The organism is Ruegeria sp. AG1, assembly GCF_056541705.1.
The window spans coordinates 1-14,648 of the sequence record NZ_JBQFYU010000003.1 but is presented as its reverse complement, the minus strand read 5'-3'; the positions used below and the strand labels follow the sequence as shown (position 1 = coordinate 14,648).

General features: G+C 58.9%; 15 protein-coding genes. 5 read left to right on the top strand and 10 right to left on the bottom strand.

Going from position 1 to position 14,648, the window contains the following annotated elements; translation table 11 throughout:
• Window positions 1-207: 207 nt before the first annotated feature.
• The 4 genes from ACR0B5_RS04750 to ACR0B5_RS04735 all read right to left on the bottom strand — a co-directional run bounded on the left by ACR0B5_RS04750 (window position 208) and on the right by ACR0B5_RS04735 (window position 6,225).
• Window positions 208-2,415, bottom strand: coding sequence for a hybrid sensor histidine kinase/response regulator (locus ACR0B5_RS04750; RefSeq protein ID WP_480538768.1), 2,208 nt, complete (start codon window positions 2,413-2,415; stop codon window positions 208-210).
• Window positions 2,416-2,418: 3 nt separating this feature from the next.
• Window positions 2,419-3,588: an FIST N-terminal domain-containing protein gene (locus ACR0B5_RS04745; protein ID WP_480525830.1), complete on the bottom strand. Its 1,170-nt coding sequence runs from the start codon at window positions 3,586-3,588 to the stop codon at window positions 2,419-2,421.
• A 52-nt stretch (window positions 3,589-3,640) separates the two neighbouring features.
• Window positions 3,641-4,318, bottom strand: coding sequence for a response regulator (locus ACR0B5_RS04740; RefSeq protein WP_170378656.1), 678 nt, complete (start codon window positions 4,316-4,318; stop codon window positions 3,641-3,643).
• 140 nt (window positions 4,319-4,458) lie between these two features.
• Window positions 4,459-6,225 (bottom strand): PQQ-dependent methanol/ethanol family dehydrogenase, encoded by a 1,767-nt coding sequence (locus ACR0B5_RS04735; protein WP_170378658.1) that lies wholly within the window; start codon window positions 6,223-6,225, stop codon window positions 4,459-4,461.
• Between the two features lie 173 nt (window positions 6,226-6,398).
• On the opposite strand from ACR0B5_RS04735, the gene ACR0B5_RS04730 reads away from it, so the two are divergent.
• Window positions 6,399-6,956 (top strand): hypothetical protein, encoded by a 558-nt coding sequence (locus tag ACR0B5_RS04730; RefSeq protein ID WP_480538765.1) that lies wholly within the window; start codon window positions 6,399-6,401, stop codon window positions 6,954-6,956.
• Between the two features lie 85 nt (window positions 6,957-7,041).
• On the opposite strand, the gene ACR0B5_RS04725 is transcribed toward ACR0B5_RS04730, so the two are convergent.
• The 6 genes from ACR0B5_RS04725 to ACR0B5_RS04700 all read right to left on the bottom strand — a co-directional run bounded on the left by ACR0B5_RS04725 (window position 7,042) and on the right by ACR0B5_RS04700 (window position 11,764).
• The gene (locus tag ACR0B5_RS04725; protein WP_480538764.1) at window positions 7,042-7,581 is read right to left on the bottom strand and encodes an SEL1-like repeat protein; all 540 of its coding nucleotides are present in this window, start codon (window positions 7,579-7,581) and stop codon (window positions 7,042-7,044) included.
• 75 nt (window positions 7,582-7,656) lie between these two features.
• Window positions 7,657-8,448, bottom strand: a complete 792-nt coding sequence (locus ACR0B5_RS04720) for an ABC transporter permease (RefSeq protein ID WP_480538762.1) — start codon at window positions 8,446-8,448, stop codon at window positions 7,657-7,659.
• On the bottom strand, window positions 8,445-9,164 hold the full coding sequence (locus ACR0B5_RS04715) for an ABC transporter ATP-binding protein (protein ID WP_480538760.1): 720 nt from the start codon (window positions 9,162-9,164) through the stop codon (window positions 8,445-8,447). Before ACR0B5_RS04715 ends, ACR0B5_RS04720 begins: the two co-directional genes overlap by 4 nt.
• Complete coding sequence (locus ACR0B5_RS04710) at window positions 9,161-9,607, bottom strand: cupredoxin domain-containing protein (RefSeq protein ID WP_480538758.1); 447 nt, start codon at window positions 9,605-9,607, stop codon at window positions 9,161-9,163. Before ACR0B5_RS04710 ends, ACR0B5_RS04715 begins: the two co-directional genes overlap by 4 nt.
• A 22-nt stretch (window positions 9,608-9,629) precedes the next feature.
• Window positions 9,630-10,592, bottom strand: a complete 963-nt coding sequence (locus ACR0B5_RS04705; RefSeq protein ID WP_480538756.1) for a YVTN family beta-propeller repeat protein — start codon at window positions 10,590-10,592, stop codon at window positions 9,630-9,632.
• Window positions 10,593-10,597: 5 nt separating this feature from the next.
• Window positions 10,598-11,764, bottom strand: a complete 1,167-nt coding sequence (locus tag ACR0B5_RS04700) for an ABC transporter substrate-binding protein (RefSeq protein WP_480538754.1) — start codon at window positions 11,762-11,764, stop codon at window positions 10,598-10,600.
• A gap of 156 nt (window positions 11,765-11,920) precedes the next feature.
• Between ACR0B5_RS04700 and pedF the strand changes: the two genes are divergently transcribed.
• From pedF to ACR0B5_RS04680, 4 genes are all read left to right on the top strand, one after another.
• Entirely contained in the window at window positions 11,921-12,601 is a 681-nt protein-coding gene (gene pedF / locus ACR0B5_RS04695) for a cytochrome c-550 PedF (RefSeq protein WP_480538752.1), read from the top strand.
• 18 nt (window positions 12,602-12,619) lie between these two features.
• The gene (locus tag ACR0B5_RS04690; protein ID WP_170666748.1) at window positions 12,620-13,516 is read left to right on the top strand and encodes a substrate-binding periplasmic protein; all 897 of its coding nucleotides are present in this window, start codon (window positions 12,620-12,622) and stop codon (window positions 13,514-13,516) included.
• Window positions 13,517-13,585: 69 nt separating this feature from the next.
• Entirely contained in the window at window positions 13,586-14,125 is a 540-nt protein-coding gene (locus tag ACR0B5_RS04685) for an SRPBCC family protein (RefSeq protein ID WP_480538750.1), read from the top strand.
• A gap of 27 nt (window positions 14,126-14,152) precedes the next feature.
• A complete protein-coding gene (locus ACR0B5_RS04680) occupies window positions 14,153-14,635 on the top strand; it encodes a (2Fe-2S)-binding protein (protein WP_419738903.1) in 483 nt (160 codons plus the stop codon).
• The last annotated feature ends 13 nt before the right edge of the window (window positions 14,636-14,648 follow it).

The following is a 14,648-nucleotide window of genomic DNA, read 5'->3' as shown; positions in this document are numbered from 1 at the left end:
TATTAAGCGATAATTACCAAATGAGTATCGCGCCAGAATACCCGATCTCAGCGAACGCCAATTCACACCACGCAAGGCATCACACCCCATGATCGAACCGGCTCAATATTCGGTGACCCAACTGTCTGCGTTCCGCGCGGGTCGATCTTGAGCAACATCAACGCTAGGATCCAGCGGTCACGGTCTGCGCTCGGACCCGTGCAAGGATCAACGCGAAATCAAGCTGACCAACTGGTGTCTAAGCTCTTTGGCGTCGATGGGTTTGTGTATTAACTCCAACCCGTTCGCCTTGCATTCTTCCGCCGTTTCAGGCGACCGGTTGGCCGAGATGATGCAGGCGGGCACATCGCTGAATTCCGCGCTGATCCGACGCACCGCCTCAGTCCCGGTTTTTCCGCTATCCAGCTGGTAGTCCGCGACGATCGCATCGGGTGTGATACCGATCTCGCGCAGCAGGTCCACGGCCTGATCCTCACTGCTACATTCCAGCACATGAACGCCCCAGGACTCGAGCGTTAGCATCAGTGCATTTCTGAGATTTGCGTCATTTTCAATCAGCAAAACGATCATATCCGCCAGTTGACCCGTTTTCCTGTCGGCAGCAGCGGGACGGCCTTCACTGAACTGCCCTTGGTCCTGCACCACAGGGATTTCGACGGAAAACACCGTGCCTTTTCCCAACTCGGAGCGCAGATGAATCGGGTGGTTGAGCAACCCGCAGGCGCGCTCGACGATGGCGAGACCAAGACCCATACCTTCGGCGGCGCTTGCGTCGGATTGCACCCGCTTGAATTCCTGAAAAACCATGTCGCGCTGATCGGCGGCGATGCCTATTCCGGTATCCAGCACCTCGATCGAAACGCGGGTTTTGCGCCGCTTCACCCCGACCAGAACCTTGCCGGCGTCGGTATAACGGATTGCGTTGGACAGCAGGTTCTGAAGGATGCGCCGCAAGTAGCTAGCATCACTGGCCACAAGCGCGCTGGTCGGCACCACGCGCAATTCCAACCCTTTGGCCTGCGCAACCGGGCGGAAAGCGTCCTCCATCTGCTTGAACATATCACCAACCGACACGGTCGAGAGGTGGACCGTCGCGCTACCGGAATCCAATTTCGATATGTCCAAGAGTGCCTCAAGGATATGCTCAACGCTATTGAGCGCACTTTCCGCCTTTGTGGCCACATCATGCGTTTCCGACTGATCCAACCCGTTTTTCAGCGAAGCCACATAAAGCTTGGCGGCTGACAGAGGTTGTAACAGATCATGACTTGCTGCGGCAACAAAGCGGGACTTTGACGCATTTGCCCGTTCCGCCTCGCCCAGCGCGTCGGCCAATTCAACGGTGCGCGCTTCGACACGTTTTTCCAGAAGTTCCTTGGCGTCCTGCAATGCCTGCGCCGATTTTCGTTCCGCCGTCACATCGGTAAATGAAATCACATAGCCCTTGTCGGGCATTTCCTGCGCAAAGACAGACAGGATTTTCGACCGCCCCCGATGCAGCAGAAACCGCAAGGGCCGCCGAGAGGTGGCCCGCTTGGTCCAGTCGGACAAATCACCCCAGCTCATCCCCGGTTGGAAACTCATATTCGAACCGAGCCGGTCATAGAGCGTTTCAAACTGCGTGCCCATCTGGAATTGCCCGACCGGGATCGCCAGCAACTCACTGGCTCGGTTGTTCCAGCCAATCAATCGGTGCTTGTTGTCGAAGATACAGACACCCTGGTCGATGTGTTCCAGCGTGGCGCGGATCAGGCGCGATTTGTCATCCAAGATGCGGTCGCGCTCCAGCCGCTCGACCCGCATGATATCGGTCACATCCGTCTGCAGGATAACTGTGCCCGCGTCCTTTGTGCGATGTTCCGAGACCTGCATCCAGCGATTTCCGCTCAATCCCACATTGAACACCACATGGTCATCCGCATGACGCGTCAATCGAAGCTCGGCCCAGTCCACAGGTGCAACCCCTTCCGGCAGCAGCAGAGAGCTCGACCGGCTCACGAGATCGACATATTCTGTAAAGCGCAGACCTGGCTTCAGCCGACCTTGGATATCGGGCATATGCAACCCAAAGCGACTGTTGCAAAGCACCAGTTTTTCATCGCGCCCAAACAAGGCAAAGCCATCCTGCACCGCCTCGATCGCGTTCGCCAAATCGGACCGAGCAGCTTCGGTTTCCTCATTGGCCTTGGCCAATTGCGCGTTGGACGCGTTCAGAAGGTCCAGAGCGCGCTCCAGATCATCCGTGCGGGTGCGGATCTCTTGTTCCAACACGGCGGCGCGCTGGAATTGCGCATAAGCAGCACCCGAGGCATCGGTAGATTCCTCGACCCGACGCATCAGCGCCTCGACGATCTTCAGCAGTTTTTCATTCTGGCGTTCGATCGGATCCAGCGGGTCGGTCAGATGCTCGATCATCCGCTAGTCGTCCCTGGGCGGGTAGATCGCCACCCCGGTCATCGTCTGATTGACGTGGATCGAGTTGAACTGCTCACCATAGGTCGAGAATCCGACCACATGATTGTCCGACAGAATGCGCGAGATTTCGTGCGTTTTCTGTTTCTCCTGCGCCTCGAGCCTCCGCAGGATACAGTCGCAGGCCAGGATCGTGTCGGGCTTTTGCTTTTCGTTCAGCGCCGCGATCTCTTCCTGCAGATGCACCGTCATGTCGCGCGGTTCGGCTAGGGTCAGAACCAGCCCCTCATCAATGGCCGAAAAGAACACCAGATCGCCATTACCCGCAACCTGTTGAATGGCCCGTACATGATGTTGACCTCCGATCTGGACGACGACCGGATGAGCCGCGAAGGTAAAGGGGGTCAGCTGTTCGGGGTCTTTGCCAAGGATGCGCGCATATTCCCGCGCTGCGGGTTCTGCGTTGATTTCCTGAACGATGCGGTTGGCGGGGTCGGCTTTGGTCACGACCATACGCTGCGCGGCGGGAACAAGATGATCTGTCTTGAACACCTTGATCGGGCACGAGGTTCGCACCTGCACCAAAATGGCCGCGTTCTCCAACGCCTGTGATCCATGCAGAACATAGGTATGGCCGAACTCGGTCCCGTCGCCGGCAGACCCACCGAACAGAGGCACCGGCCCCAACCCCATCGCCAGCTCGGATGTCAGCTCGTCTTCTTTGGTGGACAAGCCGTCGATCATCAAGAAGGTGAATTCGTTTTCCCAAGCGGGAAAGCTGCGCGTCATTGCGGTTCGGTTATGGATCATTTCGGCAATGATGTCTTGCGCACAGAAATCATTCAGGTCCGGCAACAGAATGGTGCGCGTTTCAAAATGTGAGCGCGGCAAGGCAAGTGCGACGATCTGATCCTCGTTATAGCCACCTTCGGCAAGCTCTCCGGCGGTGGTGCATCCGACCACCATCGTGGGCGCAAATTCCTGTTCAGCCTCGGCGATCACCGCCGCGGCATCGGCATTGGGGCTGACAAACAGAATGATCAGCGCCATGGGATCATCCCCCAACGACTTGGACAGTTCCCTGACTGCGTTATCGGCGCTGCATTCCGCAAATGCCGTTTTTACGATGCCTGGCCTGACGGACTGGGCGCTGGCCCATCCGAATGCTTGGTTCATCGCGACTCCTCCCTAAAGCCCGACGATTGCTGAGAGGTTAGAGTATCTGACCCTATTCTTGCAATACGCTGGCAAACGATGCTTTCTTGGCAATCAGAACCGCCTGAGTGCGGCTTTGAACGCCAAGTTTCCGCATGATTGCAGTGACATGCGCCTTAACCGTTGTTTCGGCAATCGACAGGTCATAGGCGATCTGCTTGTTCAACTTGCCCTCGCAGATCAGTTGCAGAATGCGGCCCTGTTGATTGGTCAGCGCGGCAAGCCGGTTAACCGCATCGCTATGTTCATCCTCTTCCTCATCTTCGATCAGAACGCAGCCATCGGGGACAAAAATCCCCCCCGCATGCACCGTCTCGAACGCGGTGCGGAACACATCGCGCTGGCTATGCTTGGGCACGTATCCCGATGCTCCTGCCTTGATCACTTGACTGATCACACGGTTGTCGGTCAACGAGGACACAACAATCACCGGCGCATCCGCCGCGGATTTCAAGCGCACCAGACCATCCAGGCCATCCACATCCGGCAGGTTCAGGTCCAGCATCACCGCATCCGGTTTCAGCCCTTTGGCCACCAGCTCCATAGCGTTTTCCAAACGGTCTGCGGTGTGAATTTCGCCGATCTCGGCCACGCTGCGCAGGGTCATCGACAAGGCGTCGCAGAACAGCGGGTGATCGTCGACAATCAGAACATTCTCAAAGTCGGTCTGTCTGGCGGGTTCTGCAAGCATCAAGGTCGCCTTTGCATTGAAACTCTCTTTGCTCTGAGTCTAGCAACACCGTCAGCATACGCCTACTGGCGGAAGGTCGTAGACCAAAGAAAACGCGCGCCCGGATACCGAGCGCGCGCTCTTTAGGTTCAGAACCCGCCTCAGTTCGCCGAGGCCAGCTCTTTCGGCAGGCGGAAGGTCCACAAGGTACCGCCCTGGTTCAGGTAGTTGACCTTCTTGGCCACTTCGCCGCCCCACAGCGGAACCGCACCGCCCCAGCCGGAGATGATCGAGACATATTGCTCGCCATCCTGTTCCCAGGTCACAGGTTGACCGACGATGCCGGAACCGGTCTGGAACGACCACAGTTTCTCACCGGTTTCGTCATCGAGCGCGATGAATTCGCCCTCGGGGGTGCCGAAGAACACCAGGCCACCAGCCGTGGTCATCACACCCGACCACAGCGGAGCGTCGTTCTTAAATTCCCACTTCCACTCGCCGGTATCGGGGTCGATGGCCTTGAGCGAGCCGATGTGATCTTCGTAGTTCGGCTTGATGGTAAAGCCCGCGCCCAGATAGGCGGCACCTTTTTTGTAGGTGATCGGCTCATTCCAGATATCCATGCCCCATTCGTTCGAAGGCACGTAGAAATTACCGGTATTCTGCGAGAACGACATTGGCATCCAGTTCTTGCCACCTAGGAACGACGGCGAGGCAAAGATGACCTCACCCTTGTTGCCATCAGCCGCAGCGGCTGGATCACCGGGGCGATTATTTTCGACAAAGATCGGACGTCCGGTCTCATCAATTCCGTCGGCCCATGTGATGTCCTTGACGAAAGGTGTCGCCGAGACGAACCCACCATCCTCACGGTTCAGAACATAGAAGTACCCGTTCCGGTCGGCAGTGGCGTAGCGCTGGTTGCCCTCGCGGTCGGTATAGGCAACCACTTCGTTCACACCGTCATAGTCCCAGCCTTCACGCGGGGTGGTTTGAAAATGCCACTTGATCTCGCCGGTTTTGGGATCGATCCCGATGCGGCTGGCGGCATAGAGGTTGTCGCCCTTGTTGCCTTCGGTGGGGGTGCCCGCATTGCGCAGCCAGCTGTTCCACGGGGCCGGATTGCCTGCGCCGAAGACCAGCGTATCGGTGTCAGCGTCGTAAGAGCCGCCCAACCAGGTCGCGCCGCCGCCGGTTTTCCACATGTCACCGGGCCAGGTTGCGTTCAGCTCTCCGGTCATGGTGCTTTCTTCGCCATTCAGCGTGCCCATGTGGCCTTCGATAACGGGGCGTTCCCAGACCAGATCGCCGGTGTTGACGTCCCGGGCCTGAACCGCGCCGACGATGCCGAACTCACCGCCAGAGTTGCCGGTGATGACCAGACCATCAACAATCAACGGGGCAGCCGTGTAGGAATATCCCGCCTTGTAGTCAGCAATCTTGTCGCGCCAGACCACATCGCCTGTGTCCTTGTTCAGCGCTACGATCCGCGCGTCCAGCGTACCGAAAATGACCTTGTCGCCATAGATGGCGGCACCCCGGTTGACCACGTCACAGCAAGGCAGAATGCCTTCGGGCAGGCGCGCATCGTATTGCCAGACCTCTTTGCCGGTCTCCAGATCAATCGCATAGAGGCGTGAATAAGACCCGGTGATATACATCATCCCGTCATAGATCAGTGGCTGGGTTTCCTGCCCGCGCTGCTTTTCTCCGCCAAGACTGAAGGCCCAGGCCGGAAGCAGGTTCTTGACGTTGTCCTTGTTCAGCATGTCCAGCGGGCTGTAGCGCTGCAAATGCCGCCCCATACCATTGGTCACAACCTGAGTGGTGATCGTTTGGTCATTGGCCAGATCGTCTTCGGTAACTTCTGCATAGGCTGCGCCGGTTGCGACAATGCTCGCAGCGGCGGCCATGATAAACCGGTTCATCGGTATCCTCCCTAGACTTATGTCTTTCCTCCACGCCGAATCTCCGACGCGTCGGGATTGTTGGCGAGAGTATTATTCGCAGGCGGGCACCGGTGTTGGAATTGCACATTGGTCGTAGGGCGCAAACGGCCGATTTCAACTAGGTTGGGCCATCTTTTTTGACGCGCGAGGCTATGATGGGGCGGCTTTTCACTTGGTTAATACCTGCGACTTTGATCTGCACGCAGCCTGCGCTGGCCGATCCTCTGTCGGGGCAAAGGGCCATTTCTCTGATCGACGGAGACGGCAACAAGATATTGATCGGAAACGTGAATTTCGAACCCAAGGGCGACGCCACAGCCTATCAAATCGACCTGAGCGCAGGCCCCTTCGCAAACCATTTCCTGTCCATGCGCCCGTTTCGCTGTCTTGAGGGGGCGGACAAACACTGGTGCCACGTCCCCTACCCTTATGCTCTGCGGCGCGAGGTCTCGGACAGCGATCTGACCGATCTGGAATACGACTTGCTGTTTATCCACAAGGGTGCCACCGAATACGGCATTGATATGTGGAACGGGGTCTATTACCGCCTGCAACGCGACGGCGACCGCCTGATAGGACAGCTGCACGAAATGGATATGGGTATCCTATCGGCCCCGCCAGAAGACGGAGATCTTAGGCCCGTATCCGAGGCAGACATCCACGAGGCCGATCCCGATAGCCACTGGTTACCTCAGGTCGTGATCGACTGATTAGAGGTTGGTTGCGATTTGGAAAACCTTGCACCATCGGGCGCCCGCGCCTATTCCAGTGCCCGACTACGTCACCTCACTAAACTCAGAACAAGGGCGCGTATTTCCACTCATCTGCGTCCGGCGTGACCTCATTGGGGTCATAGCCAGAGTCTTGCAGACGTTTGGCGATTTTCAGGCCATCGCTTGCGGCTTCATCCACATACGCTCGGCCAAGTTCCGGGTCTTGCGCCACCCCGTGGCCGCGCAGCAGGTTGAGGCCGTAGTTGAACTTGCCCACCGGGTCGCCCAGATCAGCGGCGCGTTTGTCCCAGGCGGCGGCGGCATCGGGATCGTAGTCTCCGCCCAGCCCGTTATTGTCCAACTGCCCCATCCATGTCATCGCGCCGGTATACCCGGCATTGGCGCAATTTTCGAACAGCTTGCGCGCCATCTCGTGACGGCCGGATTTGGTGATGTAATAGCCGGTCGCGCAGGTCGTCATATCGGTGACGCCATTGTCAATATTGCTCATGACGCGGCCAAAGCCCGTGTCCTGCGGGTTGAGCGTGCCGTACTCATCCTCGACCGTCTGGGCCGAGGCCGCTGTGCCCAGAAACAGCAATGCGATTGCGATACGGATCATGAAAGAACCCTCCGTTTGAAAGGCATCATAGCGCATCAGGGGGCGCATTTCACCTCTGCCATGGTCGTAGACGGCTTAGCGACCCGGGCGTTTGATCCCGCGGGCCGGGTCGTAGCCCCATAGCGCGAGGCCCAGAAACGCCAAACCGGCAAGGATGGTCCAGCCGAGGGCCGGGCCGTTGAACTGACCATAGAGCGCGAATCGGATCAGCTCGACCGCATGGGTAAAGGGGTTGAGCGCGCAGATATCACGCAACAGGGCCGAGCTTTCGGCCATCTTCCACAGCGGATAGAGCGCCGAGGACAGGAAGAACATCGGGAAGATGACAAAATTCATCACTCCCGCAAAATTCTCAAGCTGCTTGATGGCCGAGGACAGCGCCAGACCCAGCGCCCCCAGCATTAGCCCGGCAACGATCAGCGCGGGAAAGACGCACAGATATCCATACCACGGCATATCGATGCCGTAGATCGCGGCCACCGCCAGAAACGTATAGACCTGCAGGATCGAGATCGTGGTGCTGGCCAGCAGGCGGCAGAACAACAGCCACCATCGCGGCAGAGGGCTGGTCAATAGCAACCGCATCGACCCCATCTCGCGGTCATAGACAAGGCTGAGCGAGCTTTGCATGCCGTTGAACAGCATGATCATGCCGCAGAGGCCCGGCACGATGTAGATCTCATAGGTGATGTAGGTCTGATAGGGCGGCGTGATCGACAGGCCAAGGGCCGCACGGAACCCGGCAGCAAAGACGATCAGCCAGACCAGCGGGCGTATCAAAGCCGCGATGAACCGGCTTCGCTGGCGGACAAAGCGCAGCGCCTCGCGGATCAGGATCGCGCGCAGGGCGATCAGCGCGCCGGTCATGCGGAGGCTCCAGTCATCGACAGGAATACCTGTTGCAGCGGCTGTTCGTCGGTGATGTCGCGGCAGGTGCCTTGTGTCAGCATCTTCCCCCGATGCAGGATGGCAAGCTGATCGTCGGGGTTGATCTCATCGGTCAGATGGGTGGCCCACAACACGGTCAGCCCATCCTGTGCCGATAGATCATGCACATGTTGGGTGATGGCGCTGCGCGCAGCAGCATCCAGCCCCACCGTCGGTTCGTCCAGCAACAGGACCGAGGGCGCATGGATCAGGCAACGCGCAATCTCCAGCCGTCTGCGGTGGCCGCCATTCAGATTGCGGGTGCGTTCGCTTGCGCGTTCGGCCATATCCAGACGTTCCAAAGCGGCGGCGATGCGGCTCTCGGCTGTGCGACCTGACAGACCATGTAAGGCGGCGAAATAGCTGAGGTTGTGATGAACCGTCAGGTCCAGATCCAGCGTCGACTGCTGGAACACAACCCCGATCTGCGCCAAGGCCTGACGGGGTTGTTTCGAGATATCGAACCCCGCCACCTCGATCACCCCCTGCGCGGTGGTGAACAGGCGGGTCAGCAGGGAAAACAGAGTCGATTTCCCCGCGCCATTGGGCCCCAGCAACGCGCAAAACGCGCCCTGCGGAACGTGAAAGCTCACGTCATCAAGGGCGCGTTTGTCGCCATAGGCGTAGCTGACATTGCGGACCGAAAGCCCTGTCACTTAATGGTAATCTCCAGCCGCTGCGTTTCGCCGGTGCTGCCCGGCACTTTCAGATAGTAGCTGCCCGGCTTGATCGCGACAAAGCCTATTTCCATCTCGCCCGCCTCATCGAATTCAACGGAGTCGACGCCCAGAGGCCGGATTTCCAACCCTTCAACCACGATCTCGTCCACCCAGATCGCGCGGAAGAACTCCGGCCCGACCAGAGCCAGTTCCTGACTGCCGTCCCCTTGAATTTCGAACTCATAATAGGTGCCGGATTTCAGCTCCCATGGGGCCTCGGCCAAAGGCACTCCGGCAGAGAGCGTGATCGGAGGCAGGTCTTCCTTGTTCTTGGCCGACAAGATCCCGGCCAGACCAAAGCCGTCGTCATCATCGTCGGCCAAAGCCGCAGCGGGCAAAGCCATAGCCAACATCGCGGCCACGCATACCAGTCGCTTCATCTCTATAATCTCCTCAATCTTGTCAGTTGGTCGGACGGAAGGCCGCGCCCCAGGGGAAACGCCCAACCTTGATCGTCTTGATCGGTTCGCGCTTAGCCACATCGATCACGGTCACATCGCCGGAGACGCCGTTGGTGGTGAACAAAAGCGACTTGTCGGCGTTGAAATCCATGTGCCAGACGCGGCGACCCACGAGGATGTAGTCCTCAACCTCATAAGTTTCGGCATTCACCGCCGCCACATGGTTCGACGGTCCCAGCGCGACAAAGGCGGTCTCATCCCCGTTGGACAATTCAAACCCCACGGGCTGCACCCGGTCGGGGTGGACACCTTCGACCTCGAACTCGATCTTGGCCTTTTCGGTCTGGGTTTCCACGTCGAACACAGTGATGGTGCCGCCGATTTCTGAGCTGACCCAAAGCTCGGTCCCATCCTTCAGAAATTCGGCATGGCGCGGGCGGGAATCGACCAGAGTGTTGGCGAAGAGCTCTTGAGTCTCGGTGTCGATCCAATGAGCCATATTGGTGGTCTCGGACGTGGTGATGGCGATCTTGCCATCGGGGGACACGGCCATCCCTTCGGGTTCGATCCCCACGTCGATCTGAGCAATCACCGTACGCGATTCCGTATCGACCACCGTGGTGATCGCGTCATCTTCGTTGGCGATGTAGAGGTGCTTGTCATTGGGGTGCAGCACAAACTGCTCCGGGTCCTCGCCCGAGGGCAGGTCATGGAGAATCTCGCCCGTTTCGGGGTCCATTACCTGAACCGAGTCACTATCCGACGCGCAGATATAGAGAACCGAGTAGTCCTTGGAGAACGTAATCCCGCGCGGGCGTTCTCCGGTCTCAATGGTGCGGATCACCTCAAGCGTTTCGATGTCAATCACGCTGAGCGTGTCGTCCTTTTCATTGCTGATCCAGATCTCATCCGCAGTGGCCGGAGCGCAGAGCGCGGTCGCTGCCAGAATTGCTGCTAGTCTCATCGCTGTTACTCCTTAAATGCCTGGCACTGGCTTTCGGCTTCATCAATGCCCAGCGTGTCCAGTTCGGTACGTTGATGCAGAAACCCCTCGAGCGGGGCCATCGCCACAACGGCGCGATCCGTGACCAAAGGGATGGGCTGCCGCAACTGGCCGTTCCAGGCTCGGAAATTCATCGCGCGGCCTTTGAATCCGGCCAGTTCGAAATCATCCGACAGGATATAGTCGCGCAGAACCGCCGGATTATCTGATTGTGTACGCGTCACCGCCTCGCCCAAGGCCCGGTAGGCCGCCCATGCCGCGTAATCCTTGGGGCGCATCGCCCGCCCTGCCTGATCGGCAAAACGGTTCTGCATCTGCACGGCGCCCCATTGTTCGACCACGCGCGACCACGTGACGGGCTGCAACCCCTCTGACCCGGCAACGGGGCGCGGTTCCCATGTGTTGAAAGGGATGTAGCGGCCGAAATCGTCCAGCTCATCAGCGACAAGCAGCACGTCATAGTCGCCGAAGTCCTGCGTAAACAGTGGCACTTCCTGCGCAGCGTTGCGCCGCAGATCGGCATCGAAAACCCATATCTTTTCCGCTTGCAGCTCCAAACGGAACTTTTGCAGAGACCGCTTCAACGCCTCGGCAAAGGCCTGATCCCCCGGATGCTCTCCAGCGATCAGGACGATATCTTCCCACCGGCGTTTGACCAGGAACTGCGCCAGAGCGTCGGTGCGCATCACGTCCGATGGCAAGGTGTGCAACAGGTTGGCACGGCACTCGGACTCGCGCAGCGAGAGATCGGGGGCCGAGGCGTTAAACAGCACCGCACCCGCTGCTTCGGGCAGATTGGCGACCTCAAGCTGCGCTTGCGCAGGCGCGTCCAGAATGACGAAGGGACTATTGGCCAAAGCCTGCCGCGCGGCTTGGGCCCAGTCCCCGCCCTCGGGCACCGTGGTCACTGTCAGATCGTATTTGTGCCCCAGAAACTTGGCTGTTGTCAGGTTATCAGCCAGACCTAGCTCGGCGCCCGCCATGCCCAGGTCTTCAGGAATCGGATCAAGGTTGGACAGCACCGGAGGACGCTCAACTTCTTGCTGCAGGTAAGTCACTGAAATCGCAACCTCGGCCTGCGCAGCGCCAGATGCCAGCGCCAAGGCTGCAAGAACAAAAGAAAACCTGAACATTCTGCGCCTCCTCCCCGGCCCTAAAAGTAAAAGCCGGTCGAAAATGGGAAAGCCATTCGACCTTAGTCGCAGATTTTGCCCATCTGCAACCAAGGTCGAATGTCGCGATGTATTTGCCTGCGCTATGACCGGGGAAAGCTTCAATAGGAGGATGAGATGCGTCTTGGTTTTTACAGCGCGGCGCTTGCGGCAACGGTGACAGCGGGAATGGCGCTGGCACATGGAGATGTCGCGCCCCAGCCAGTAAATACGGATGCCCTGCCCGACGTGAGCGAGGAATGGCTGATCGAAAACCCCTATCGCGATCAGGGCGAAGAGGTCTGGCAGGCTGCAATCGAAATCGGCGATTCCGGCTACAACCAGAACTGCGCGCGCTGCCACGGACTGGGCGTCATATCGGGCGGACTGGCCCCCGACCTGCGCTACCTCGAGGCCGAAGAATACGGCGACGAATGGTATATCGAACGCTTCCGCGAGGGCTATACACAGAACGGTATCACCAAGATGCCCGCCTTTGGTGATTTGTTGGGCCAAAAGGCCGCCTGGGCCATTCGCACCTATATCGAGACCCGCCCTGACGACGGCGCGTTGGACGATCACTCGGACCGGTTGAAGGAAATCCGAGACGAGCTGGCCGCTATGGCAGAGGGCGCGGATGGAGACACAGCCGCCCTGCAATCCGAACTGACCGAGATCGCGGGCACGATTGAGACCGGCTCGGGCGCGCCTGTGGCCGACTCGGTGGCCCTGCGCGCTGCGGTGCTGATCTCGGGCGAGGCCCCGGATTTTGCACAAGCGGCGGAGCAGCTGACTATCGGATTGTCTGCCGCGCAATAGAACGGCAGACTGGGGCACATGATCGGACGCCATTTCATTTTCTCCCTGTTGGTCGCCGCCCTGTCCGCAGGGTCGGCTCTGGCCAGGTGTGAAGACCATGTGCCCCAACCCAAACCCCAGAATGCCAGCCGCGACATCGTGGGCGCTGACCTCGATACCATTGTCGAGCGCGGTTACATCGAGTTCGCAGCCTACGAAGATTTTGCGCCCTGGTCCTTTGAGAAGGACGGCAAGATACAGGGCGTGGACATCGAAATCGGCAAGCTGATCGCACAGGATCTGGGGGTCGAGCCCCGGTTCAATCTGGTCGCGGCAGGAGAAAACCTTGAGGCCGATCTGCGCAACTGGATCTGGAAAGGACCGCTGATCAATGGGCGCGTGGCCAATGTCATGCTGCACATTCCCTATGACAGCGAATTTGCCTGCCGGGTCGAACAGGTGGTGTTCACCGGCCAGTATCATGACGAGGAAATCGCCATCGCCTTTCGCCGCGATGCCTATCCCGAAGACCCTCCAGTTCCGGCCTATTTCCGCTTTGACACCGTCGCTGTTGAAAACGATTCGATTGCCGATTTCTACCTGTCGTCTTTTCCCGGCGGGCAACTGTCGCAGAATGTCAGCCGGTTCCCAACCGCAGATCAGGCGATGGAAGCTCTGGCCGCAGGTGAAACGATGGCCGCAATGGGCCCCCGCGCCCAGTTAGAGGCCGGGCTGACCCCGGATCTGGATATCCACACCCCTCCGCTGCCCGGCTTTGCCGTCAGCACCTGGACCAGCGGCGTGGCCGTGCATTTTGCCTATCGCGGCCTCAGCTATGCGGTCGATGACGCGATCTATGCGGCGCTTCAGGATGGCCGCATCGCCAAAATCTTCGAGGACTACGGGCTGACGCACACCCCTCCCGAACTTCGCTGACTACGCCCAAGGTCGCATATGCTTTGCGGCCCCGACGCCCTAGGTTGGAAAAAACTCTGGAGGAGTGACATGGAGTTACATGACAGCCGCACAATAGCCGCGCCAAGGTCCGAGGTCTGGGATGCCCTGCTGTCAGCAGATGTCCTGCGCGAATGCGTCCCTGGCTGCCAGGAGATGACCGGCACCGCCGAAGACGGATTCGACGCCACCGTGGTGCAGAAAGTCGGCCCCGTCAAAGCCACGTTCAAAGGGAAAGTGACCCTGTCCGACATGGTTTCCGGGGAAAGCCTGAAACTGTCGGGCGAAGGCAAAGGCGGCGCTGCCGGTTTTGCCAAGGGCGCAGCAGATGTCACGCTGTCCGATGTCGCCGAAGGCACCTTGCTGACCTACAATGTTGACGCGCGCGTGGGCGGCAAGCTGGCCCAACTGGGCGGGCGTGTCGTGGACGGGTTCGCCAAAAAAATGGCGGATCAGTTCTTTCAGAATTTCCAAAGCGCGGTCGAGGTAGAGCCAGAGGCCCCCGCCAGCGAAGCGACAGCTGAACCCGAACAACAAACGGAAGAGGCAACCGAAAAGAAAGGCTGGCTCAAGCGCGTATTGGGCGGTTGAGCTACGGATTTAAGGGAGGAAAATGTGATGAAAATATCGCTGACTGTGAATGGTCTGTCTGTGAGCGGTGATGTTGAGGGTCGGACGTTATTGTCTGGTTTTTTGCGGGATCATTTGTCTTTGACGGGGACGCATGTTGGCTGTGATACGGCGCAATGCGGTGCCTGTGTGGTGCATGTAAACGGCGAGGCCGTGAAGTCGTGCAACATGCTGGCGGTTGAGGCTGACGGTGCCGAGGTCGGCACGATCGAGGGTCAGGCGTCCGAGGATGGGACGCTCAATACGATCCAGCAGGCGTTTCAGGATCACCACGGGCTGCAATGCGGCTTCTGCACACCGGGCATGGTGATGAGCGCGGCGGCCTTGCTGAAGGACAATCCACGCCCGTCCGAGGCCGAGATCCGCAAGTATTTGGAAGGCAACCTGTGCCGCTGCACGGGCTATCACAACATCGTCAAGGCGATCATGGCCGCTTCGGGCCAGGACGTCAGCAGCATCGCCGCCGAATAAGCGGCCCGAGGGA